The 25,475-nt window shown below is 35.0% G+C and carries 18 protein-coding genes, 7 tRNA genes and 1 rRNA gene; all 26 read left to right on the top strand.

The genetic code is table 11. The features are described from left to right. Positions 1-146: 146 nt before the first annotated feature. The 26 genes from rexB to FLP15_RS02635 all read left to right on the top strand — a co-directional run bounded on the left by rexB (position 147) and on the right by FLP15_RS02635 (position 25,326). Positions 147-3,437, top strand: a complete 3,291-nt coding sequence (gene rexB / locus FLP15_RS02510) for an ATP-dependent nuclease subunit B (RefSeq protein WP_142765869.1) — start codon at positions 147-149, stop codon at positions 3,435-3,437. Further along, a complete protein-coding gene (gene addA / locus FLP15_RS02515) occupies positions 3,430-7,056 on the top strand; it encodes a helicase-exonuclease AddAB subunit AddA (RefSeq protein ID WP_142765870.1) in 3,627 nt (1,208 codons plus the stop codon). The genes rexB and addA overlap by 8 nt, the downstream gene beginning before the upstream one ends. Before the next feature lie 209 nt (positions 7,057-7,265). Then, positions 7,266-7,469, top strand: coding sequence for a DUF951 domain-containing protein (locus FLP15_RS02520; protein WP_120772765.1), 204 nt, complete (start codon positions 7,266-7,268; stop codon positions 7,467-7,469). A gap of 88 nt (positions 7,470-7,557) precedes the next feature. Next, positions 7,558-7,968 (top strand): helix-turn-helix domain-containing protein, encoded by a 411-nt coding sequence (locus FLP15_RS02525; RefSeq protein WP_142767404.1) that lies wholly within the window; start codon positions 7,558-7,560, stop codon positions 7,966-7,968. Positions 7,969-8,058: 90 nt separating this feature from the next. Then, the gene (ychF, locus tag FLP15_RS02530) at positions 8,059-9,174 is read left to right on the top strand and encodes a redox-regulated ATPase YchF (protein ID WP_142765871.1); all 1,116 of its coding nucleotides are present in this window, start codon (positions 8,059-8,061) and stop codon (positions 9,172-9,174) included. Positions 9,175-9,298: 124 nt separating this feature from the next. Next, positions 9,299-9,823, top strand: a complete 525-nt coding sequence (locus FLP15_RS02535) for an AAA family ATPase (protein ID WP_223804699.1) — start codon at positions 9,299-9,301, stop codon at positions 9,821-9,823. Next, the gene (locus tag FLP15_RS02540) at positions 9,789-10,409 is read left to right on the top strand and encodes a class I SAM-dependent methyltransferase (RefSeq protein WP_142765872.1); all 621 of its coding nucleotides are present in this window, start codon (positions 9,789-9,791) and stop codon (positions 10,407-10,409) included. The genes FLP15_RS02535 and FLP15_RS02540 overlap by 35 nt, the downstream gene beginning before the upstream one ends. After that, entirely contained in the window at positions 10,406-10,972 is a 567-nt protein-coding gene (pth, locus tag FLP15_RS02545; RefSeq protein ID WP_142765873.1) for an aminoacyl-tRNA hydrolase, read from the top strand. The genes FLP15_RS02540 and pth overlap by 4 nt, the downstream gene beginning before the upstream one ends. Positions 10,973-11,023: 51 nt before the next feature. Next, a complete protein-coding gene (gene mfd / locus FLP15_RS02550; RefSeq protein ID WP_142765874.1) occupies positions 11,024-14,509 on the top strand; it encodes a transcription-repair coupling factor in 3,486 nt (1,161 codons plus the stop codon). Between the two features lie 171 nt (positions 14,510-14,680). Next, a complete protein-coding gene (locus tag FLP15_RS02555; protein ID WP_142765875.1) occupies positions 14,681-14,953 on the top strand; it encodes an RNA-binding S4 domain-containing protein in 273 nt (90 codons plus the stop codon). Positions 14,954-14,973: 20 nt separating this feature from the next. Beyond that, positions 14,974-15,345, top strand: a complete 372-nt coding sequence (locus tag FLP15_RS02560; protein ID WP_142765876.1) for an FtsB family cell division protein — start codon at positions 14,974-14,976, stop codon at positions 15,343-15,345. After that, a complete protein-coding gene (locus FLP15_RS02565; RefSeq protein WP_142765877.1) occupies positions 15,342-15,656 on the top strand; it encodes an RNA-binding protein in 315 nt (104 codons plus the stop codon). The genes FLP15_RS02560 and FLP15_RS02565 overlap by 4 nt, the downstream gene beginning before the upstream one ends. A gap of 26 nt (positions 15,657-15,682) precedes the next feature. Continuing rightward, positions 15,683-17,125: a 4-hydroxyphenylacetate 3-hydroxylase N-terminal domain-containing protein gene (locus FLP15_RS02570; protein ID WP_142765878.1), complete on the top strand. Its 1,443-nt coding sequence runs from the start codon at positions 15,683-15,685 to the stop codon at positions 17,123-17,125. After that, positions 17,106-18,422, top strand: coding sequence for a serine hydrolase (locus FLP15_RS02575; RefSeq protein WP_142765879.1), 1,317 nt, complete (start codon positions 17,106-17,108; stop codon positions 18,420-18,422). Before FLP15_RS02570 ends, FLP15_RS02575 begins: the two co-directional genes overlap by 20 nt. Before the next feature lie 97 nt (positions 18,423-18,519). Continuing rightward, positions 18,520-19,689 (top strand): tRNA lysidine(34) synthetase TilS, encoded by a 1,170-nt coding sequence (tilS, locus tag FLP15_RS02580; protein ID WP_223804701.1) that lies wholly within the window; start codon positions 18,520-18,522, stop codon positions 19,687-19,689. Positions 19,690-19,693: 4 nt separating this feature from the next. Further along, on the top strand, positions 19,694-20,233 hold the full coding sequence (gene hpt / locus FLP15_RS02585) for a hypoxanthine phosphoribosyltransferase (protein WP_190288370.1): 540 nt from the start codon (positions 19,694-19,696) through the stop codon (positions 20,231-20,233). A gap of 150 nt (positions 20,234-20,383) precedes the next feature. After that, entirely contained in the window at positions 20,384-22,456 is a 2,073-nt protein-coding gene (ftsH, locus tag FLP15_RS02590; RefSeq protein ID WP_142765881.1) for an ATP-dependent zinc metalloprotease FtsH, read from the top strand. A 198-nt stretch (positions 22,457-22,654) separates the two neighbouring features. Continuing rightward, a tRNA-Glu gene (locus FLP15_RS02595) sits at positions 22,655-22,726 on the top strand. Positions 22,727-22,731: 5 nt separating this feature from the next. Continuing rightward, positions 22,732-22,821, top strand: a tRNA-Ser gene (locus tag FLP15_RS02600). Positions 22,822-22,832: 11 nt separating this feature from the next. Further along, a tRNA-Met gene (locus FLP15_RS02605) sits at positions 22,833-22,906 on the top strand. An 8-nt stretch (positions 22,907-22,914) separates the two neighbouring features. After that, positions 22,915-22,987: transfer RNA gene (locus FLP15_RS02610), tRNA-Phe, on the top strand. A gap of 12 nt (positions 22,988-22,999) precedes the next feature. After that, positions 23,000-23,070: transfer RNA gene (locus FLP15_RS02615), tRNA-Gly, on the top strand. A gap of 14 nt (positions 23,071-23,084) precedes the next feature. Then, positions 23,085-23,158 (top strand) — tRNA-Ile (locus FLP15_RS02620). A gap of 2 nt (positions 23,159-23,160) precedes the next feature. After that, positions 23,161-23,276, top strand: a 5S ribosomal RNA gene (rrf, locus tag FLP15_RS02625). Positions 23,277-23,281: 5 nt separating this feature from the next. Beyond that, positions 23,282-23,355, top strand: a tRNA-Asn gene (locus tag FLP15_RS02630). Positions 23,356-23,502: 147 nt separating this feature from the next. After that, positions 23,503-25,326, top strand: coding sequence for a PTS mannitol transporter subunit IIBC (locus tag FLP15_RS02635; RefSeq protein ID WP_142765882.1), 1,824 nt, complete (start codon positions 23,503-23,505; stop codon positions 25,324-25,326). The last annotated feature ends 149 nt before the right edge of the window (positions 25,327-25,475 follow it).

Here is a 25,475-nt window from a genome sequence, read left to right on the forward strand (position 1 = left end):
GTTTTTTTGTCAGCACTGACAAAAAGTGAGAACATAAAAAAATGTTATAAAACTGAGATATTATTGTTTTTTAGAAATAAGTGCTATGATATGCTGAATTTTTGCTTTTTGATATAATAGACTTAACGAAAGTTGGGTCTATTTTTATGGAAATTTTATATACTGAGATTACACAAGATTTGACAGCAGAGCTTTTAAAGCGAGCAGTCAAGGAATTAGAAACTGGTCGTAAAATTTATTACATTGTACCTTCGTCAATGTCATTTGAAAAAGAAAAAGAAATTTTAGAGCGATTATCTGAAGGAGAGGATACGGCTGTCTTTGATTTGCTTGTTACTCGTTTTAAGCAGCTTCCTTACTATTTTGATAAAAAAGAGCAGGGATTAGATAAGGTGGAATTGAGTCAAGCTGGACTATCAATGCTTTTTCGACGTGTTATGAGAAGTTTTTCTAAAGAAGAATTGCCACTTTATTTTTTACAGCAAAATTCGGCTGGATTTTTGGAAATGTTAACTAATTTACGCTCAGAATTACTGACAGCTAATCTGTCAGCTGATGATTTACCAGATAATCCTAAAAATCAAGAGTTAAAAAAAATATTATCAAGATTTGAAGAAGAATTATCGAAAAATTATGCTAATTATTCAGAGTTTGGAGAGTTTACAGAACGTGTAAACAATGGAGAATTTGATATTCAATTACGAAACAGTGTAATTATTGTTGATGGTTATACTCGATTTTCCGCAGAAGAAGAGTTATTTATTGAATCAGTAGAGCAACGGGTTGCAAATTTCATTATAGGAACTTATGCAGAACAAAAGGAAGTTCTTGATTTTTCAGAAACAATCTATGTCAATGCTGTGCAGATGATTGAACGTTTTAGAGAAAAATTTTCGGCTGATATACAGATATTGGAGAAACAGAATGTAAATGAAGTTTACAGTAAGTTGACAAAGCTAGTTGATCAAGAAGAACGTTTTGTTATTACTAATCAAACGATTCAGTTGTCTGAAAATGATGCTCATTCATTTGCTATTTGGGAAGCTGAAAATCAAAATGCTGAAATTGAGCGTGTTGCAAAAGAAATACGAAAGAAAATCAGCAATGGTGCATTTTTCAAAGAATTTACAGTGTTAGTCGGTGATTTAGCAGCCTATGAAATTGCAATAAAAGAGACATTTGAGCTTTATGATATTCCTTTTTTCTATGCTCAGGAAGAAGCCATGAGTCAGCATCCTCTGATTGTATTTTTTGAAAGTTTGTATGCAATCAAGAAAAATAATTATCGTACAGATGATGTTGTAAATCTTTTAAAAAGTAAAGTTTACACTTGTCCGAACTTTACACAAGATTATGTTGACCAATTTGAATATTACGTACAAAAATTTAAAATTTCAGGTCGTAAAAAATATTCCACAATTTTTGATGAAAAAGAATTTATTCACTTAACTTCAGTTGAAAAATTACGCGAAAAATTGCTAGGGCAATCGTCACCTTTACAAGAATTTTTAACAAGTAACTCAGCAAAAACGGGGAAAAAATGGGTTTCAGATTTACAAATTTTTTTAGAAAAAGGAAATGTGATTCATCAAATAAATAAACTCTATAATGAATCGGAAAATGAAAACGCTCATGAAGTTGCTGATAAGCATGAACAGGTTTGGAAATCACTTCTGTCAGTACTGACAGAGTTTTCATCAGTATTCTCTGATCAAAAAATGAAAGTTTTAGATTTTTTAGATATTCTATTAGCTGGATTAAAATCAGCAAAATACCGTCAAATCCCTGCAAATGTTGATGTAGTCAATGTGAAAGATTATGAGCTTGTTGAACCGCAAACGAATAAGTATATTTATGCGATTGGTCTAAGTCAAACGAACTTTCCACGAGTTAAGCAAAATTCAACACTTCTATCAGATGAAGAAAGAGCAGAGATTAACAGTACAACTGCAGAAAATCAATTTATTGAACAGCTTAATGTTGTAAACTATCATAAAAATATGTTTACAGTATTATCACTAATTAATTCAGCAAAAGAACATTTAGTGCTGTCAATGCCACAAATTATATCCAATGAACAAGGGGAACTTTCACCCATTTTTCAACTATTTATCCAACATTCAGATAAAGCAATTGTTCATCAAATTAGAACTGTAAATCTGGAGGAAACAATAGAGCATATCGGAAATAATCGTGCTGTTATTGCGATGATGGGCAAAATTGAGCGAGAATTATTAGAAGCAGACGCTGTAAGTAGTGACAAGAAAACTTTTTGGTCAAGCCTTTTTAGAATACTAGTTAAGTCTAATCCTAACTTCAAAAAATTGCTTTTAAATTTAGATAAAGACATTGATAGTGTAAATCTTGAAACTGATACAGTGGAACAAATTTATTCTGACAAAATATATGCCTCTGTCAGCAGTTTTGAACGGTTTTATAACTGTGAATATCAATATTTTTTAGAAAATACACTTAGATTGGAAACTTTTGAAAGTGTAGATATTAATTCAAAAATTGTAGGTAATTTTTTTCATGAAGTGTTTGAGAAACTAATGAACTTACCAGATTTATCAAAAGATAATTTTGATGAGAGGTTGACAGATGTTTTACATAAAGTTGACAAAGATTATTCACGATATTTTACACAAGATGCAACAGCACGATTTACCTGGAGTAATCTAGAAGAAATTGTTCGTCAAACAGCTGTTGTGTTAAAAAATTCTGTCAGTACTGACAAAATAAAAACTTTACTGACAGAAAGTAGTTTTGGTCTACCAAAAAGTGAACTAGGATACTTTGATATTGATGAAATCTCTCTTCGTGGCCGAATTGACCGAATTGATGAATTAGCTACTAAAATTGGTGCAATTGACTATAAGTCTAGTGCCCATCAATTCAGTTTACAAGAGGTTTACGATGGATTGAGTTTACAATTTTTGACATATCTTGATGTTTTGAAGAAAGCTTTTCCAGAACAACAGGCTTGGGGAGCACTTTATCTGCAATTTAAAAATCAACCCATTAATTTGTCAGAAGTCAATTCTCTGAATGAAATTGCTCAACTTTTAAATCAATCTATGCGTTATGAAGGATTGCTTTTAGAAGATGCAATTGATGATATTAAACAAATTGATAGTATTAATATTAAGAAAAATAATATTTATACAGAAGAAGTTTTTGAGCAACTCCTCAACATAAATGAGAAACATTATAAAGAAGCCGGCAATAGACTAAGGCAAGGACAAATTGCAATCAATCCAATTATGAAACGTTCAGAAGGAATTGATAAGAGCGGAAGTGTTCGAGGTTGTAGATACTGCCCTCTAAAATCAATTTGTAGATTTGAAGCAAATATTCACATGAAAGATGCTCGGGAAATTGGACAAAAATCCGCAGCAGATATTTTAGCAGAGATGAAAGGAGGAGAAAATGACTGAAATTAAGTTGACACCAGAACAAAAGGAAGCAATTTTTAGTTTAGGGAAAAATATCCTTGTTTCTGCAAGTGCAGGTTCAGGGAAAACCTTTGTTATGGCACAGCGAATTGTTGAGAAAATTAAACAAGGTGTAGAAATTAATCGATTATTTATTTCTACATTTACAAAAAAAGCTGCTGCAGAACTAAAAACAAGATTAGAAAAAGATATCAAAAAAGCAAGACAAAATACAAATAGGAATGATGAAAGAAAGAAGTTGACACTTGCTTTACAGAATTTGTCAACTGCTGATATTGGAACAATGGATAGCTTTACACAAAAATTGGTTAAAAATTATTTTAATCGAATTGATGTAGATCCTCATTTTCGAATTTTAGCAGATCAAACAGAAAGCGATTTACTTAAACAAGATGTATTTGAAGAATTAGTTGAGTATTACCTTACACCAGCAAATGAACAGGAAGTTTCTGCTATCATCTCAAAAGAAGATTTTGAGAAAATGGTAAAGAATTTTTCAAAAGATAGAAATATTAGTGGTTTTCAAGAAATAGTTTACAATGTTTACAGATTTGCAACTGCTACAGAACATCCAATTAAGTGGTTAGAAAATCAGTTTTTAAAAGGTTTCGAGAGTTATCAATCACTAACAGATTTATCAGAAGATTTTACAGATGATATCAATAAAAGTTTACAGTCATTTTTTGAGTTATTGGAAACTTCCTTAGAAAATGGAGTCATTGCTAAAAAGGGTGTTGGTCGTGATAAAGCAATGATTATTTTGGATAATAAAGAAGAACTTGTCAACTTGCTTAGCAAGAAAGACTACCAACATTTTTCAGAGTTATTTTTGTCATTGGATACTGATATTCGAGTAGGTTCATCAAAAGATGAAGTAATTTCTGAACTAAAGAAAAATTTTTCTACCCTCAAACAAGAGCTTATTGGGTCTAATAGCAAGCCAGGAATTGCGCGCGATTTTGTGAATCAGACAAAGCATAGTGAGTTAATTGAAAAATATCAGAGTGAAGCTTTCGAAGTAGCAAAGAATTTACAAAAATTTGTGATTGATTTTTATCAACATTATTTGGCGAGAAAACGTCAAGAAAATGCTTTTGAGTATTCTGATATCGCTCATTTTGCAATAGAAATTTTAGAAGAAAATCCAGATATTCGTGAAAATCTGAGAAAATATTATGATGAAATCATGATTGATGAGTATCAAGACACAAGTCATACGCAGGAAAGAATGTTAGAGTTGCTTTCAAATGGACATAATTTGTTTATGGTTGGTGATATTAAACAATCAATTTATGGCTTTCGTTTAGCAGACCCTGGGCTTTTTCTTGAAAAATACAAGTCCTATGGTCAACCAGAAAATTCAAATCAATTAATCCGTTTAAAAGAAAATTTTCGTTCTAGAGGAGAAGTCCTAAATTTTACAAATCAAGTTTTTAAACACTTAATGAATGAAACTTTAGGTGAGATGACTTACGGGTTAGAAGAACAGCTCGTCCAAGGAAATATCAGCGATTATCCTGAGAAAATGGAAGAGGGTTTTTACCCAGAATTACTGCTTTATAAAGAAAGTTCATTAGAAACAAATCTAGAAGCTGGAACTATGGATATTACGATTTCAGATGGTGAGATTCAGAGTGCCGCGAAACAGATTCAAAAATTAATTTCATCTGGAGTGGAGCCAAAAGATATTGCAATTTTAGTACGCTCAAAATCAAATAATAATAAAATAGAAGACGTCCTGAGCAGTTATGATATTCCAGTTGTTTTGGATGAAGGACGGGTTGATTTTTTGAAGTCAATGGAAGTACTTGTTATGCTTGATGTTTTGAGGGCAATTGACAATCCACTTTATGATATTTCTCTTGTTGCCCTTCTGCGCTCTCCATTATTCAGCTTTAATGAGGATGAATTAACTCGAATTGGTTTACAAGGTGGGAAAGAAGTTAGATTTTGGGAGAAAATCAAAATATGCTTTGATAAAACAGGACTTAAACCTGATTTAATTTCATTGACATTAACAAAAAAGTTATTAGATTTTACAAAAAAATTTACTGACTGGCGTAAACTTGTCAATCAAATTTCTATTCATGAATTGCTTTGGAAGATTTACACGGAAACCTATTATTTTGATTATGTTGGTGCACTGAAGAATGGTGAAATGCGTCAGGCTAATTTACAAGCTCTAGCTGTTCGTGCAGAATCTTATGAATCTTCTGGTTATAAAGGGCTGTTTAAATTTATCCAAATGATTAATAAATTTATGGAGCAAAATAATGATTTGGCTTCTGTAAACATCAAACTTCCACAAAACGCGGTTCGGGTGATGACTTTTCATAAATCAAAAGGTCTGGAATTTGATTATGTTTTCTTGATGAATTTGCAGTCCAGATTTAATGATAGAGATTTAAGAGAAAATATCATCTTAACACGAGAAAACGGGCTTGGGATGAAGTATGTTGCAGACCTCAAAAAAGAGCCCGAAGTCATGACAGAATTCCCTTATGCTCTTGTTAAAATGGAAACTCTACCTTACCGTGTCAATAAAGAATTAAAGCAAAAGACAATGCTTTCAGAAGAGATGCGTGTTCTTTATGTTGCATTTACACGTGCTAAAAAGAAACTTTACATGGTAGGAAAAATTAAAGAAACAGATAAAAAGACAACATTTGATGATTATGAAGCGGCTGTACTAGAACAGAGTGTGCTTTCTGATAAATATAGAAAATCTAACAGTGGTTTTCAACATTGGATTTTAGGATTACAAGCAGCGGTAAATCTTCCAATGAAAATGAATATTTATACAAAAGAGGATTTTCAGGAACAAGAAACTAAATTTGTGAGTCAGCCTAATTTCAAAAAATTAGTAGAAGAATCACTGAAATTTGATGATATTATGACTTATTCAGAAGAGTTAGCTGTTGCTCAGAAGATTATGAATTATGAGTATCCAAACCAAGCAGCAACCCAACTTGCAAGTATTCAAACGCCGAGTCAAGTGAAAAAGAGAAGTTATGAAAAACAACTTGAAGTAGGAACTGTGCAACCTGTTAGTGAGTTTGTACGAGTAAAAACTCTTGATTTTTCAGATTTTGGTCAAAAGAAAATCACAGCTGCTCAAATTGGTTCAGCTATTCATAGTTTTATGCAATATGTTGACTTTGACCATCCAGACTTGTTTAGTTTGCAGACAACTTTAGATGAAATGGGATTTGATGAATCAATTAAGGATAAAGTAGATATTGCGAAAATTTTAACACTTTTTGATACAGAGCTTGGTCAGCTTTTAGTTAAATACGTTGACAAAACTGTAAAAGAAGCTCCATTTTCAATGCTAAGAACAGATGAATTTGCAAAAGAACAATATATTGTTCGAGGAATTTGTGATGGATTTATAAAATTGGAAAATAGAGTGATACTATTTGATTATAAGACGGATTACTTTACACAGTTGACAGAAATTTCTAAAATAAAAAATCGTTATATTGATCAAATGGAGTTGTATACAGAGGCATTGACAAAGGCCTATGGCGTCAATCAGGTTGACAAGTATTTAATTCTTCTTGGTGGCCCTGATAAAGTTTATGTTGAACAATTGGATTGAAGTGATTACTTCATTGGTGGGGAATTTTCCCCACCAATGTTAGTAGAACGAAAACAGAACTTAGTGCTGCTTATTTCGCCACCTTATAAAGGTGGAGGAATTGCGATTGCGACTAGATGCTTCAGCACCGTAGCGAGCATCGACAGCGTAGCCCAAAGGGCGGAGATAGCACGCACTTGTTAAGTTAAAAGTAATGAAAGGAATGTAGAATGTTAGATTATGAATTGGGTTCAATCGTTGAGATGAAAAAACCTCATGCCTGTACAATAAAAGCAACAGGAAAGAAAGCTAACCGTTGGGAAATTACTCGTCTTGGTGCCGATATCAAAATTCGATGCACAAATTGTGGACATGAAGTGATGATGGGAAGATTTGATTTCAATAGAAAATTACAAAAAGTACTAGAAAAATAGAAATGCAACCAAGAGTTGCACAGATTCTACTGAGGGTTTCTTGTAGGTAATCATAAGTTTTGAGATAATACCTATGGAGGTAGAAGTGATGAAAAATACAGAGTTTGAGCGTTTATATCGTCTTAGAAAGAAGAGTGGTAAAAGTCAGGAAGAAATTGCTGACCAGTTGGGGATTAGCCGACAAGCACTCTCAAAATGGGAAAATGGTGAAAGTTTCCCAACAACTGAAAATTTGATTGCTCTAGCAAAAATTTATAATGTAAGTGTAGATGAATTGGTTGGCAATACCGTCGATAAAATTGTGCCAGATGTACCACAAGAAGTAAAAAAGAAGAAAATTACGAGTTTGGTTTATATGATTGCAGGACCATTTGCGACGATATTTTTCTTTCTCACTTTAGCTCTTTTTCCAAAATTTTCAATGCCGTGGATTTGGTTCTTATTTGTTCCAATAGCGGGTGGTATTGCGAGATTTTATGATAAAAAAAATAAATTGTAAAAATAGATTTAAATTAAAGTGAATTTTGTCTTTTTCGCTGATTTACGATATAATTTATAGGAATATAAATTTGACGGAGAAAATATAAATATGGCTTTAACAGCAGGTATTGTTGGTTTGCCCAATGTTGGTAAATCAACCCTTTTTAATGCAATCACAAAAGCTGGAGCGGAAGCAGCAAATTACCCTTTCGCAACAATTGACCCTAATGTCGGGATGGTTGAGGTGCCAGATGAACGTCTGAATAAGTTGACAGAGTTAATCAAACCTAAAAAGACAGTACCCACAACCTTTGAATTTACCGATATTGCTGGGATTGTCAAAGGTGCCTCCCGTGGTGAAGGTTTGGGGAATAAGTTTCTTGCTAACATCCGTGAAGTTGATGCGATTGTCCATGTGGTTCGTGCTTTTGATGATGAAAATGTGATGCGTGAAAATAATCGTGAGGGATCGTTTATTGACCCTATGGCTGACATCGAGACTATCAATTTAGAATTAATATTAGCGGACTTAGAATCAGTCAATAAACGATATACAAGAGTTGAAAAAGTAGCTCGTACTGCTAAAGATAAGGATGCTGTTGCTGAATTTAATGTGCTTAAAAAGATTAAACCTGTCCTTGAAGATGGTAAGTCTGCTCGCACTATTGCGTTTGATGATGATGAATTAAAAGTGGTCAAAGGTCTATTTTTATTGACAACAAAGCCTGTGCTTTATGTGGCAAATGTGTCCGAAGATGAAGTAGGGGAGCCTAATGATATTGAGTATGTCAAACAAATCCGTGAGTTTGCTACGACTGAAAATGCAGAAGTTGCGGTAATTTCTGCTCGTGTTGAAGAGGAAATTTCTGAACTTGAAGAAGATGAAAAGGCAGAATTTTTAGAAGCTATTGGACTTTCTGAGTCAGGAGTTGACTTGCTGACACGTGCGGCTTATCATTTACTTGGTCTTGCGACTTATTTTACAGCTGGTGAAAAAGAAGTACGAGCTTGGACTTTTAAGCGTGGAATGAAAGCACCACAAATGGCTGGTATCATTCACTCTGACTTTGAAAAAGGATTTATCCGCGCGGTAACGATGTCGTATGATGATTTAATTAAATATGGTTCTGAAAAGGCTGTGCGTGAGGCAGGACGACTGCGTGAAGAGGGTAAAGATTATGTTGGGCAAGATGGAGACATTATGGAATTCCGCTTCAATGTATAAGTCTTGATGTAAAAGTGAATATTGACAAAGTGCTGATTTGTAAGAATCAGCCTTTTGGTGTTTTTACCAAAAATAGTTACTGACAAATCTGTCAGTAACTTACAAGAAACTGTAAGTAGAGGTAATGATGAAAATTTATATTGTTGGAACTGTTGGTTCAGGAAAGTCAACACTATCTGATCGTCTTTCTGAATTACTTGAAATTCCTGTTTATCATCTCGATGATATCGTTCATGTGAAAAATGAAAAATCAATTCTGGGAAATACAAAACGTACTGACAGAGAGATTGAATGTATTTTTAAGGAAATTTTGAGTCAGGAAAATTTCATCATTGAAGATACTTTGCGTAATAGATTTACAGATGCTTTACACCAAGTTGACAAGGTTGTATTTCTTGATTTACCTTTAAATGTACTGAAATACAGAGTATTGAAAAGGTTTGTGAAACAAAAACTAGGAATTGAGAAAAGTTCTTATAAGCCAAGTTTACAGTTTTTGCACCAAATGTTGATTTGGCTAAGAGATTCACCGCGTGAAAAAGTTGAGGGACTGTCAAACGTATTGGTGTTAAAAAATAGTAAAGAAATCCGACACTTTATACAAGAGGTAGAAAATGAAAAATTTTTGGGAAAATATCTACAAACATGAAAAAAATGCTGAATATGATGGCTGGTTAGATTCATTTTTACCAGATTTATCTAAGGGAAAAGTTGTTGATTTGGGTTGTGGAAATGGTGCTGTATCAGATTTTTTAGTACGACAGAATGTTGATGTTTTAGCTTGTGATTTTTCAGAAGAGGCTTTAAAGAATTGCGCACTGCTTAACCCAAAAATCAAAACGCAGAAAGTTGACTTACGGGAGGCTCTAGCTTTTACTAACAAGTCTGTCAGTAGTGTTATTGCGGAGCTTTCTCTGCATTATTTTTCGTCAGCACTGACAGAGCAGATTTTACGAGAAATTTGGCGAATTTTGGATGATGAGGGACTGTTGTTTGTCCGTGTAAACTCAACGAAAGATGTTCATTTTGATGCAGGTCAGGGTGAGGAGATTGAGCAAAATTTTTATTCTAAAGATGGAAATACTAAGCGATTTTTTGATAAAGAGATGATTCAACATTTTTTCTTGACAGAAAACTGGGAAAAAGTTTCTGTAAGTGAACAAACAAAAATACGCTATGAAAATGAAAAAACATTTTGGGAAATTGTTTTAAGAAAGCGAGATGATAAAAAATGACAAAAATGATTGTTGGGCTTGGAAATCCAGGGACCAAATATGAAAAAACTAAGCATAATATGGGGTTTATGGCCCTTGATTTGTTGGCAAAAGAGCTAGGAGTGACATTTAGTGAAGAAAAAACCTTTATGTCTTTGGTCGGATCAACTTTTGTCAAAGGTGAGAAAGTGTTTCTCGTGAAACCATTGACTTTTATGAATGAGTCTGGACGTGCTGTAGCACCACTTTTAAAATATTATAATCTTGATTCAGATGAGTTGGTCGTTATGCATGATGATCTGGACTCGCCTGTAGGGCGAGTGCGGTTACGCCAGAAAGGATCATCTGGCGGGCAAAATGGAATTAAGTCTATACTGACCCATGTGGGAACCCAAGACTTTAATCGTGTAAAAATAGGAATTGGGCGTCCTAAAAATGGTATGACTGTTGTCAATCATGTTTTATCCAAGTTTGATGAAGAAGATGCTGTAGCAGCTCAAGATGGCATTTTTAAAGCAGTTGATGCAATGAAATTCTACCTTGAAAATGGTGATTTTCAAAAAACAATGAATAAATTTAACTGACAGAAAGTTGTCAGTAAATGTTTACAGTAAGTTTACACGAAGAGAGAATAAATGAATATCATTGAATTTTTTGACCAAAATTATCAACTTCAAAGTTGGCAACGAAGTTTTTCAAAACGAGAACGCACTTTACTGACAGGTCTTTCGGGAGCTGCAAAAGCACTTGTCATGGCAAATGCTTTTGCAAATGTTCCTGACAAATATATTGTCATTACTGACAGTCAATTTCATGCTAACGAGCTTTATGATGAATTGTCAACTTTGGTTGACGAGCATCATGTTTTCCAGTTTTTCAGTGATGATAATGTTTATGCTGAGTTCGCCTTGGCATCAAAAGACCGTATTGCTTATAGACTAGAGGCGTTGAATTTCCTGCTGGATGAATCACAGATGGGTTTTTTAGTCGTTCCATTTATGTCGATGCGCAGCTTACTTCCTAGTAGTGACAACTTTATTGAAAACTATCTTTTACTGACAAATGGCGATGAGTATGAGTTGTCAGCGTTGACAACATTACTGACAAATGCTGGATATGAACAAACGGGGCGTGTGATGACACCAGGTGAATTTTCACATCGAGGTGACATCTTTGATATTTATCCATTGGATGCAGAAAATCCTGTACGTATAGAATTTTTTGGTGATGAAGTTGACACAATTCGTTCGTTTGATGTAGATAGTCAAAGGTCTTTGTCAACACTTGAACAAATCGAAATCTATCCAGCAAGTGATTTTATTTTGAGTGATTTTGAGTTTGACAAAGGTGTTGAAAAATTGTCAGCACTGATAGAAACTCTATCAGACAGTCAAGCAAAATCGTATATGGAAGAAATTATTGCAGCAGCATCAAATCACTATTATCATAAAGATTTACGCAAATTTGCTGAATATTTTTATGAAAAACCAGCTTCTCTGCTCAATTATTTTCCTAAAAATGTGCAAATTTTCATTGATGATTTTCAGAAATTAAATGAATCTAATAATAAAGTTGAACTAGAATTAGCAGATTTTATTTTGTCAGAAAAATCAATGGGAAGAGGTTTTGATGGACAAAACTATCTTCTTGATATCATGGCAAAAGTTCGTAATTATAAACCATCAACTTTTTTCTCAAATTTCCAAAAAGGTCTCGGAAATTTGCGCTTTGACAGTCTTTACAACTTCAAGCAACATACAATGCAACAATTTTTTGGTCAATTAGAGTTGTTTTACACAGAAGTTGACAGATTTATAAAGCAAGGTTTTACGGTAATTCTTGCAGTTTCATCAGAAAAATTACGTCAATCACTTAATGAATTGGAACTTGATTTACATGAAGTTGACAGTGAAGAAATACAGATTGGTAAAATTAATCTTATTGATTTACAACTCTCCAATGGTTTCAATTTTCTTGATGAAAAATTAGTTGTCATTACAGAGGCAGAAATTTTTGGAAAGATTCGCAAGAAAAAAGCGCGCCGACTCAATATTACTAATGCAGAACGTTTAAAAGATTATAATGAGCTTGAAGTTGGTGATTTTGTTGTTCATAAAAATCATGGGATAGGAAAATATTTAGGTTTACAAACGCTTGAAGTTGGAGGAATGCACCGAGATTATCTTACAATCCAATATCAAAATGGTGATACCATCTCAGTTCCTGTTGACCATTTAGAACTTTTAAGCAAATACACTGCTGGTGAAGGAAAAACACCAAAAATAAATAAATTAAATGATGGTCGTTGGAAAAAGACAATGTCTTCAGTCACTAAACAAGTGGAGGATATTTCAGAAGACCTCATCAAACTTTACGCAACCAGACAGGCTCAAAAAGGTCATGCGTTCAGTATAGATGATGCTAATCAAGAAGAATTTGATAATGGTTTTGCTTACATAGAAACAGATGACCAACTTCGCTCTATTGATGAAATCAAAAAAGATATGGAACTTGAAAGACCAATGGATCGGTTATTAGTTGGGGATGTTGGATTTGGTAAAACAGAAGTTGCAATGCGAGCTGCCTTTAAGGCAATCAATGATGGTAAACAAGTTGCTGTTCTCGTTCCTACAACAGTTCTTGCAGAGCAACATTTTAATACCTTTAGTGAGCGTTTCATCAACTTTGGGGTAAATGTTGAAGTATTGAGTCGTTTTCAAACAAAAAATCAGCAGGCAGAAATTTTAGCAAAATTGAAAAAAGGACGTGTTGACTTGATTATAGGCACACATCGTCTTCTTTCACAAGACGTTATTTTCTTTGACCTTGGTCTGATGATTATAGATGAGGAACAACGGTTTGGTGTTAAACATAAGGAAAGGTTGAAAGCACTGAAGACTCAAGTTGACGTTTTGACATTAACAGCAACACCAATTCCGAGGACATTACATATGTCAATGCTCGGTATTCGCGATTTATCTGTTATTGAAACACCACCTACAAACCGTTATCCTGTGCAGACTTATGTGATGGAAACGAACTATGGAGTTGTACGAGATGCTATTTTACGAGAAATTTCACGTGGTGGTCAAGTTTACTATGTTTACAATCGTGTTGACACGATAGAACAAAAAGTTTCACAACTTGAGGAAATGATTCCAGAAGCACGTATTGCATATATTCATGGTCAAATGGGTGAGGTACAACTTGAAAATACTCTGCTTGCCTATATTGCAGGAGATTATGATGTTTTAGTAGCAACAACGATTATTGAAACAGGAGTTGATATTCCTAATGCCAATACATTGTTTATAGAAAATGCTGATATGATGGGCCTTTCTCAACTTTATCAACTTCGAGGGCGCGTGGGACGGTCAAATCGTGTCGCTTATGCTTATTTCATGTATCGACCCGAAAAACTTTTGTCAGAGGTATCTGAAAAACGTTTGGAGGCAATCAAAGGATTTACAGAGCTAGGTTCAGGCTTTAAAATAGCTATGCGTGACTTATCTATTCGTGGTGCAGGAAATCTTTTAGGAGCAGAACAGTCAGGATTTATTGATTCTGTTGGTTTTGATTTGTATTCGCAGTTATTAGAAGAAGCTGTCCACTCTAAACTGGGAGCGAAAAAACAACGACGCAAAACAAATGTGGAACTTTCCCTAGCATTAGATGCTTTTATTCCAGGTTATTATATTTCAGATGAGCGACAAAAAATTGAGATTTACAAGCGAATTCGGCAAATTGATGGACGAAAAGTTTATGAAGAACTGCAAGATGAGATGATTGATCGTTTTGGTGAATATCCTGATGAAGTTGCTTACTTGCTTGAAATTGGACTTCTAAAATATTTTTCAGAAAATGCATTAATTGAAAAAATTGAGAAGACAAATTTTGAAGCGGTAGTTACGATGGATAAAACTGCCAATACGATGTACGACCCTCAGGAGTACTTTAAAGCATTAGCAGCAACAAAGATGAAAGCATCTGTTGGAGAAAAATATGGGAAAATGACTTTCCGTTTCAAAATTGAAAATAGAAATGCAGTTGTTTTGTTGAGCGAGATTATGAATTTTGTAGAAGCTTTATCTAGTATTAGAGAGAGTCATGAAGAAAAGTAAACTAGCTTTAATATCACAGCTATTTGTTGCGAAAAATTCTGTAACCTCATTGTACAAAATCAGTGTGATGAGTAGAAAATTATCGAAAAAGTCATCAAAAGTAATGATTTCTTAGAAAATTTAAGCTTTAAGCATTTTTCAAACAAAATGAAATATGTTATAATCAATCACATGAGATTAGATAAGTTTTTGAAAGTTTCACGTTTAATAAAACGTCGCCCAGTTGCTAAAGAAGTAGCTGATAAAGGTCGAATCAAAATTAATGGAAAACTTGCCAAATCATCTAGTGATATCAAGTTTAATGATGTGATTGAGATTCGTTTTGGTAATAAAATTGTTGAGGTACGAGTTCTTGAAACAAAAGAATTCACGCGTAAAGAAGATGCTGAAAAAATGTATGAATTGCTAAGTGAAACTCGTGTCAAAGTAGATGAGAGTGAATAAGATTAAACTGGAGGTCTTCTATGTCCAAACAAGTAATTCAGTTAAATAATGAATTTACCAAAGGTAAAAATAAAGAAAAGTTCGCACCAGCACCAAAACGCAAGCATTTGGGCTTTATTTTAGTGATTGCAATTTTGCTTTTTAGCCTTGCTAGCATGAGTTTGATTCGCTCTTATCAAAATTTGCAGACACAGGTAGGGTTAGAGCAAAAAGCTATAAAACAACACGAAGCATTAACCAAAGAAGTTGCTACTAAGAGTGAGGAAATAAAAAAATTGCAAGATCCTAACTTTTTACAAAAATTTGCACGTAGTCAAGGCTACTCAAAAAGTGACGAAAAAATTTTTGAAACACAAAATCCATTGATTGGTGCAAGTGGAGTAACACCATGATTGGTCGGATTAAAAACATCACAAAATTTGGTCTTTTTGTGAGTTTTTTCATAACAGGCAAAGAGATAGACGAAAGTTTTATTCCCAAAGGAGTAGGTTTACTACGATGGTCAGAGCTTCCAAAAAGAGTGCCTAAACCAGAGGTTGGAGATTTAATAGGAGTAAGCATTCTTAAATGTCATGAAGACGGAAAAGTCGATTTGTCTTATGTTGAAAAAGATTTTAAAAGCACCTATGGCACTTTTTTAGAAGTAAGTGCTAGAAAAATAGAAGAGTTAAAGATTATGAATAAATCAAACTTGTCTCTTTAAAAATTTAAGAAAAATTCGGGGTAATTATGAGTACGAAAGACGGAAATCTCAATGACGGACGTAATGTTTACTATGCAGGAAAACTTGTTGAAGACATGGCTAATGAGCCAGTATTTTCAAGAACGTTAAAATTTGTTCAGCGATATTATGAACTTCAAGAAGAAGATCCAGAAACTTATCTTTACACAGATGAAAAGGGTGAAAAAAAGTCAATTCTGTTTATGCCTACGATGACTGTGGAAGATTTAGCTCATAAACGTAGAATATATGAGCAAATTGCTCGTGAATCTTATGGTTTTTTGGGACGTACACCTGATTTTATTGATACAGGAATTGCTATTTTAGATTATTATGCAGATGTTCTAGGAAAAGATAGTCGATGCGATTATGCGAAAAATGCGCGTGATTGGGCTGCTCGTGTTAAAAAACATGACTTATTTATTTCACATGCTATTCAAAATCCGCAGGTTGACCGTCAAAAAGGGTTGACAGAATTACTAAATGAGGGTCAAGAATTTGCTGCAGTATGGATTAAAGAAGAACGTTCAGATGGTGTAATTGTTCGAGGAGCTAAACAAGTTAACACTCTGGCCCCTCTGGCTGATGAACTGTTGGTATTTAATTTACCCGGTTTACACGAAGTTGACAGCAAATTTGCTTTAGCATTTTCGCTACCTCTTGCAACTAAAGGCGTGAAAATGGTATGTCGTAAACCAACAATGAAGGAAGGATTCTCACTCAAAGATTATCCTCTATCTGGAAGTTTTGATGAAATGGATGCTTTCATTATACTGGATGATGTCTTTGTACCTAACGAAAATCTTTTTGTATGTGGCTCAGTTGAAAAATCAAATGCATTTTTCCCAGCATCTGGATTTTTTGTCCATACAGCTCATCAAGATGAAGTTCGTGGTTTTGTTAAGCTAGAATTTGTGACTGGACTTGCTGTTCGATTAGCAGAAAAACTTGGTCTATCAGGTTTTCTTCGTGTGCAAGAGATGCTTGGTTCACTTACTGTAAACTTAGAAATGATTAAATCAAGTATTATTGCTAGTGAAGTCACTGCTCATATGGAAAATGGGGTGTTGACCCCAAATATGCAAGTCCTTCTTGCTGTCCGTGCAAGTTTGACAAATTATTACGATGAGGCTCTAAGGGTAATTGCAGAATTTGCAAGTGGTTCAATTGTTGGTGTACCTGACTTTCGTGAGTTTGAAAATACAGATATTTCAGAAATTCTGAAAACAAGCATGACTAGCGCTTTATTGAGTGCAGAAGAACGCTCATTGTTGTTAAATTTAGCGTGGGATGTTACAGGTGAGTCATTTGGACAACGCCAACGTACTTATGAATTTTTACATGGTGGAAATCCAATGTGGATTAAAAATATGCATTGGTTGACAGAGGACTTAGAAGCTGCCAATCAGATGTTGGATAAGGTTTTAGAAAATGCAAGAATTGAGAAATAAACTCAATATTGGTATGGTCCTGGTGATGATTTTGATGCTCATCCCAGGCTTTTTTGCTTTCCCCAAGTTCAAAAACAATATTGATAATAAGTATGATAAACCTAAAAATCACGTGATAGCTGACAAAAAAATAATAAGTGAAACTTGGGAAGGAGTTCCACAACGTCCGGTTGCCTACCATGACTTATTGGTTTACAACGATGATAAATTGAGTCAACCTAATGGAAAAATTCTTGCTCAGACTCAATTGAAAATTACAGAAGTGGTTGGAAAAGCATTTAAACTTAATGATGGAAAATATATTTCTGCTGACAAAAAATTAGTTATTTCGGATATCACAATTTCTAGAAAAGATGAATCTAAGATAATCTATACAACAAAAACTGTCAATGTGTTTTACAGCCCAGTAACAACATATGATAAACAAATTCTGTCAGTACTGACAGGAAGTCATAAATTTGTAGCTGACAAAGTTGCTCAAACTTACTGGGGAACTTATTATGAAATTTCTCTAGCTGATGGCAGAAAAGGTTGGGTTTCGTCAAAAGATATCTCTTTAGAAAATCCAAAACTTTTACAAGTTCAAAAATTACTTGACCAAAAATATAATAATAAAAAATATTCGATTTATGTTAAACAATTAAATGATGATTTTACAGTTGGTGTAAACCAAAATGAAAAAATGTATTCTGCAAGTTTATCAAAAATTCCAATTTTATATTGGACACAAAAGCAGATTAACGATGGTTATGCATCACTGAATGATAAGCTTTTATATACTACATCAGTAAATACGTTTTATGGAAGTTATAAACCAACAGGAACAGGAAATCTTCCTAAAACTGCTGACAACAAAGTTTACACTTTACAAGACATCATTAACCGTACAGCAAAACTTTCTGATAATGTTGGAAGTAATCTGCTTGCTTATTATGAAACAAAAGAATTTAGTCCAAATTATCAAAAAGAAATTAATCAAATTGCTGGAAGTCCGTGGAATCCTGAAACACGAGAAGCTTCTGCGCAGATGGTGGGACGTATGTTGGAAGCTTTATACGATGAAGGTGGAGCCGCCTTTAATGCTTTGTTTGACACAGCATTTGACAATATAAAAATTGAGGCTGGTGTGCCTAAAAATATCCCAGTTGCCCATAAAATTGGAGATGCTGACAATGACAATCATGATGCAGCGATTATCTTTACTTCTACTCCATATCTACTTGTGATTGAAACAGATGGCGCCACTAATCAGCAAATTCAACAAATTTCACACGAGATTTATGAGGTGATGAAATGACTCCCAATCAATTAAAATTTTTAAAAATAGTTAGAGAGAAGCACTATTTTGAACGACATGATAAGGTTTTAGTTGCTTTATCTGGGGGCAAGATTCTATGACGCTTTTTAATTGGCTCTATGATTTACAAGAAAAACTTGATATTAAACTTGGTATTGCTCATATTAACCATGGTGTGAGAGTAGAGTCTGAGCATGAAGAGCGGGCTATTCGAGAGATGAGTAACAAGTTAGCAGTTCCTATTTTTGTTGATAGGTTTACAGGAGAGTTTACAGAGCGCGATGCACGAGAATTTCGCTATAAATTCTTTGATAAAATAATGCATGAAAATGCTTATACAGCAGTGGTTACAGCTCATCACAAAGGAGATGTAGTAGAGACAGTGCTGATGCGTGAAATTACTGGACGACCTCTTAGAAGTTTACAAGGTATATCAGATTGTCAACCATTTGCAACGGGTGAACTCATTCGACCATTGTTAGAGTTTGAAAAGATAGAACTTGATGCACCAGTTTTTTTTGAAGATTGGACTAATCATGGAACAGACCAGCTGAGAAATAGAATTCGAAATCAACTCATCCCAAATTTAAAAAAAGAAAATCCCCAATTTACAGAGGCAATATTATCGCTGACATCTGAAATTAGTATGGCGATGTCAATTATTACTGACAAAATTTCAGAACTAGATATTGTCAGTAAAAAAATATCACTGACAGACTTTTGTCAGCATAGTAAAGCCTTGCAGCACTTTATCTTACAAGAATATTTTGCTCAATTTCCAGAGCTGAGTATGAATAAATCTAAATTTGAAGAGTTGATTCATATTATCAATCGACCTCAACAATATCGTGAGAAATTGAATAAAACGGTACTTTTTGTTAAGACAAAAGATGAATTTTATATTGAAAAATATTATCCAGAGTTAGAACAGGAGGCTGACAAAAAACTGTCAGTACTGACAGAAAATCCTAATGATGATAGCTTTATGCAAGTGAATTTACCAGCAACAGGAAAGATTGTAATTAGAAAAAGAGCACCAGGTGATGTGATTTTGATTAATGGCCATCATAAAAAACTAAGAAAATATTTTATTGAGCAAAAAATTCCACTTGAAAAGCGCGATAATTTACTCATTTTTGTTGAAAAAGAGCTTTATGCAGTAGTTGATGTTATATGCTCTGATTTGAGTAAAAGTGCTAAAAATGATAAAATGGGAAGGACATTATGGGTTAAACCCAGTGTAAGAGAGGAAAAGCAACATGCTTGATAAAATGCTTGATAGAGATATTGAAAAAGTGCTTGTTTCAGAAGATGAAATTATCGAAAAATCTAAAGAGCTTGGCGCGATTTTGACTAAAGAATATGCTGATAAAAATCCGTTAGTTCTAGGAATTTTAAGGGGTTCTGTTCCGTTTTTGGCTGAGTTGATTAAACACATTGATGCCCATCTTGAAACAGATTTTATGACTGTTTCAAGCTATCACGGTGGTACAAAATCATCAGGTGAAGTCAAGTTAATTTTAGATGTTGATACAGCTGTCAAAGACCGTGATATTCTTATTGTTGAGGATATTATTGATACGGGACGTACCTTGAAGTATTTGAAAGAGCTTTTAGAACATCGTGGTGCTCGTGTAAAAATCGTTACTTTGCTTGATAAGCCTGAAGGACGTGTTGTTGAGATTGCTCCAGATTATTCTGGTTTCACTATTCCAAATGAATTTGTTGTCGGATTTGGATTAGATTATAATGAAAATTATCGGAACCTTCCCTACGTTGGTGTCCTAAAACCAGAGGTTTACACAAAATAATTTTATGCATACTAAGACTAAAGTATGAAAAATTGTTTGACCAATACTTACTATTAGCAATCCCTCTAAAATTATGCTATAACTAGATAATCTAACTGTTACTGGCAGATTTTTTGTCAGTGATAAATAAATAAAAAAGACAAGGAAAAAATGAATAACAACAAGCAACCAAAACAAGGAAATTTTGTAAAAAATATCTTCATGTGGGTCATGTTAGCTATTATCGTTGTTGTCGGGTTCAATTTCTTTTTCAGTAATAACCATTCAAACGTAGATAAAATCAGCTATTCACAATTAATGACTAAGCTCGATGATGGCAAGATTAAGACAATCACAATGCAGCCATCTGATAGTTTGATAACTGTTACAGGGGAATATAAAGAGCCAGTAAAAGTTGACAATGCGGGGAGCTTCCCACTTTTAGGAAATTCAACAACTGAAGTTAAGGAATTTCAAGCGTATATTATCCCGACAGATAGTATTGTTAAAGATATGCAAAATGTTGCATCAGATAATGATGTAAAAATAAGTGTTATCCAAGCTTCATCAAGCGGTATGTGGATTCAAATCCTTTCATACATTATCCCTATGCTCCTTTTCGTGGGTGTTTTCTGGTTGATGATGGGTGGAATGGGTTCCCGTGGTGGCGGTGGTGCAGGCAATCCGATGTCATTTGGAAAATCTCGTGCCAAACAGCAAGATGGTAAGACATCAAAAGTTCGTTTTGCTGATGTTGCAGGTTCAGAAGAAGAAAAACAAGAGCTTGTTGAAGTCGTAGACTTCCTCAAAAATCCTAAGAAATATCATGATTTAGGTGCTCGTATTCCTGCTGGTGTACTTCTTGAGGGTCCTCCAGGTACAGGTAAAACTTTGCTTGCTAAGGCAGTTGCTGGTGAGGCAGGAGTTCCTTTTTACAGTATTTCGGGTTCTGATTTCGTAGAAATGTTTGTCGGTGTCGGGGCCTCACGTGTACGTGACCTTTTCGAAAATGCTAAGAAAACCTCTCCATCAATTATCTTCATTGATGAAATTGATGCTGTTGGACGTCAACGTGGCGCAGGTCTTGGTGGTGGTAACGATGAGCGTGAGCAAACTTTGAATCAACTTCTTGTAGAGATGGATGGTTTCCAAGATAATGCCAACTCTGTTATCGTCATTGCAGCTACTAACCGTTCAGATGTACTTGACCCAGCATTGTTGCGTCCAGGACGTTTTGACCGTAAGGTTCTTGTTGGCGCTCCAGATGTTAAGGGTCGTGAAGCTGTGCTTCGTGTCCATGCTAAAAATAAACCACTTGATTCAAGTGTTGACCTCAAAGTTATTGCTCAACAAACTCCAGGTTTCGTTGGTGCAGACCTTGAAAATGTCCTAAATGAAGCAGCTCTTGTCGCTGCCCGCCGTAATAAGAGAGTTATTGATGCATCTGACATTGATGAAGCTCAAGACCGAGTTATTGCAGGTCCAGCGAAGAAAGACAAGAAGATTTCAGAACATGAACGTGAAACAGTGGCTTACCACGAAGCAGGTCATACCATTGTTGGACTTGTTCTTTCAAATGCCAATACAGTTCATAAAGTTACAATTGTTCCACGTGGTCGTGCTGGCGGATATATGATTGCTCTTCCCAAAGAAGATCAGTTCCTCTTGTCTAAGGAAGATATGAAAGAAAATCTTGCAGGACTTATGGGTGGTCGCGCAGCTGAGCAAATTATCTACAACCAAATTACTACTGGTGCCTCTAATGACTTTGAACAAGCTACACGTATTGCTCGCGGAATGGTTACTCAGTATGGAATGTCTGAAAGACTAGGTACAGTTAGTTATGAAGGTGACCATGCGGTGTTCATTGGACGTGACTATGGTCAAACGAAAACTTACTCCGAAGCAACAGCAATTGCTATTGATGAAGAAATTCGTGCAATTACGAAAGAAGCTTATGATAAAGCAGTTGAAGTCATTCAAGCACATCGTGAACAACATAAAGCAATTGCGATGGCATTGCTTAAATATGAAACGCTTAATGCTAAACAAATTCTTTCACTTTTCAACACAGGTAAAATGCCTGAAGGTGAAGGAGTGGAAGAAAGTAGTATTGAGCCAAAATCATTTGATGAAATTTTATCAGCAAAAAATGATTTCTCAAATATTAATATTTATAATGGTGATGAAACATCAAATTCTGAACCAGAAAATAAAGAATCAGAGAATGAAACAGCCGAATAAGGCTGTTTTTTTCTGGTTGAGTTTATTCTTGACAAAAAATATAAATCTGATATAATTAAATAGTTGTCGTTTGAAGCGGTAGCTTTCTAAAAGGCGTTATTCATAGTGTTTTCAAAAGAATAACATAGTTTATTCTTGACAAAAAATATAAATAGTGTATAATGGAAAAGTACTGTTTGAGGCAGGACAACAATATATGGTCCGTTGGTCAAGGGGTTAAGACACCGCCTTTTCACGGCGGTAACACGGGTTCGAATCCCGTACGGACTATATTTGGAGGATTACCCAAGTCCGGCTGAAGGGAACGGTCTTGAAAACCGTCAGGCGTGTAAAAGCGTGCGTGGGTTCGAATCCCACATCCTCCTTTTTATATTATCGCGGGATGGAGCAGCTAGGTAGCTCGTCGGGCTCATAACCCGAAGGTCATAGGTTCAAATCCTATTCCCGCAATTTATTAGGGCTCGGTAGCTCAGTTGGTAGAGCAATGGATTGAAGCTCCATGTGTCGGCGGTTCGATTCCGTCTCGCGCCATTTCTTTAATTAGCGGATGTAGTTTAATGGTAGAACCCCAGCCTTCCAAGCTGGCTACGCGAGTTCGATTCTCGTCATCCGCTTAGATAAATATTTTGGGAGTTTAGCTCAGTTGGTTAGAGCACTGTGTTGATAACGCAGGGGTCCCAGGTTCGAATCCTGGAATTCCCATATTTGGTATCTATTGCATAGGAGATATACCTGTTCCCATGTCGAACACAGAAGTCAAGTCCTATTGCGCTGGAAGTACTTGGAGGTTGCCTCCTGGGAGATATAGACGATGCCAAGTTGTATTGCGGATTAGCTCAGTTGGTAGTAGCGCATGACTGTTAATCATGATGTCGTCAGTTCGAGTCTGACATCCGCAGTAAGTGAATCGCCTGAGGGCGATTTTTTTGTTAGTTAAAAGATTAACAAAAAATCTTGGCACATGAAAACGTGTCAAGATTTTTATTTACAGAAAAAATGTAAACGTGTACAATTATTGTTGTACGAAATATACAAAGGAGATAAACATGACTGAAAAAGTTAGTTTGAAAGTAAAAGTCCAACGTTTTGGTACTTTCTTATCAATGATGGTTATGCCTAATATCCCAGCATTAATTGCTTGGGGATTTATTACCTCATTGTTTTTGACACCTGGTGGATGGATTGTTGCGATTTGGCCACATTCTGTAGGTTTTACGAAAGAAATTTCAAATGTTATTGGCCCAATGTTGGGTTATATGATTCCTCTACTTATCGCGTATACTGGTGGTAAAAATGTTTACGGTAGCGAACGCGGAGGTGTTGTAGGTGCTATTGGTGCAATGGGATGTTTTGTTGCAGCAGAAGTTGGACCTGGAATTCCTATGATTTTAGGAGCTATGGTTGTAGGTCCTCTTGGTGGATGGTTACAAAAGAAATTTGATAATTGGGTACAACCTCATATTAAAACAGGTTTGGAAATGTTAGTTAATAACTTTTCTGCTGGTTTTATGGGATTATTTCTTGCAATCATTTCTTATAAGGTAGTTGAACCATTCGTTGATTTCTTTACAAATATTGCTCATGATGGTGTGCAAGCATTGATTAATGCTCACTTGATTCCATTGGCTAATTTATTTATTGAGCCAGCTAAAATCTTGTTTCTTAATAATGCTATTAATCATGGTATTTTGACACCCCTTGGTCTTGATCAAGCAAAGACTGCGGGTAAATCAATTCTTTTCCTTTTGGAAGCTAATCCTGGTCCTGGGCTTGGTATTTTGATTGCTTTCTGGTTATTCGGTAAAGGTACTGCGAAAGCGACGGCTCCTGGTGCTATCATTATTCAATTTATTGGTGGTATCCATGAAATTTATTTCCCATATGTTATGATGAAACCTGCACTGTTCCTTGCTGTTATGGCTGGTGGTGTATCTGGCACATTTATGAACAATATTTTGAACACAGGTCTTGTAGCTCCAGCTGCGCCTGGTTCGATTATTGCAATCTTTGCGCAAGGTTCTTCTCCTGCTGCAGGTGGTATTATGAACTTTGTCAAGATTTTGATTGCCGTTCTTGTAGCTGCTGCGGTATCTTTCATTGTAGCTGCTATAATTTTAAGACGTGATAAGTCTATGGTGGATGATACAGCGTTTACTGAGGCTAAAGCTGGTGTAGCCGCTGACAAAGCTGTATCAAAAGGTCAAAATACTTCGTCTGTAGCTACGTCAGTAGATTTCTCGAATGTAAAACATATTATCTTTGCTTGTGACGCTGGGATGGGATCGTCTGCGATGGGGGCTTCTATCTTGCGTAATAAAGCCAAAAAAGCAGGATTAACTCAAGATGTGACAAATGTTGCTATTGCAAACCTTAAAGCAGGCTCTGATACGATTGTTGTTACTCAGGAAGAGTTAGCTCCTCGGGCTGCTACAATGGCTCCAGAATCGATTCGTTATTCTGTTGCTAATTTCTTAAATTCACCTAAGTATGATGAAATTATCAATACCTTAACAGGTGCTGACGAAATTATTGCAACTCCTGTCAGTGTTGAAACTTCGAATGATGATGAAATTGATCTAAATCAAATTGATGAAGTGGTTTTTGCTCATGATAGTGCGCATACAGGGTCTAGTACGATGGGTAAAGAGACAATTCAAGCGATTTTCCATAATCATGGTGTAAAAATTCCAGTGTCAGATGTTGAGTTTATTGGTCTTGGAGCTTTTAATGCTTCAAATATCATGATTGTAACGACTCAAGAATTTACAGACACAGCGAAATCAAAAGCACCAAATGCGCAACATCTTTCAGTAGAGAGCCTAATTACAACACCTGAATATTTGAACATGGTTAAACGAATGAATAAATGAATCATTAAAAAGTGTTGTCAGTACTGACAGGTTTTTATCAGGAAAAATCGCTCTTGGAAATGATAAAATATAATGAAGTCAAGACTTATTCAGTGGGAGTTTCAACTCGCCACTGAATCTAGTCGGACGAAATTCAAAGCTTAGTGCTG

This window comes from Lactococcus protaetiae, from assembly GCF_006965445.1.
Classification (GTDB): domain Bacteria; phylum Bacillota; class Bacilli; order Lactobacillales; family Streptococcaceae; genus Lactococcus; species Lactococcus protaetiae.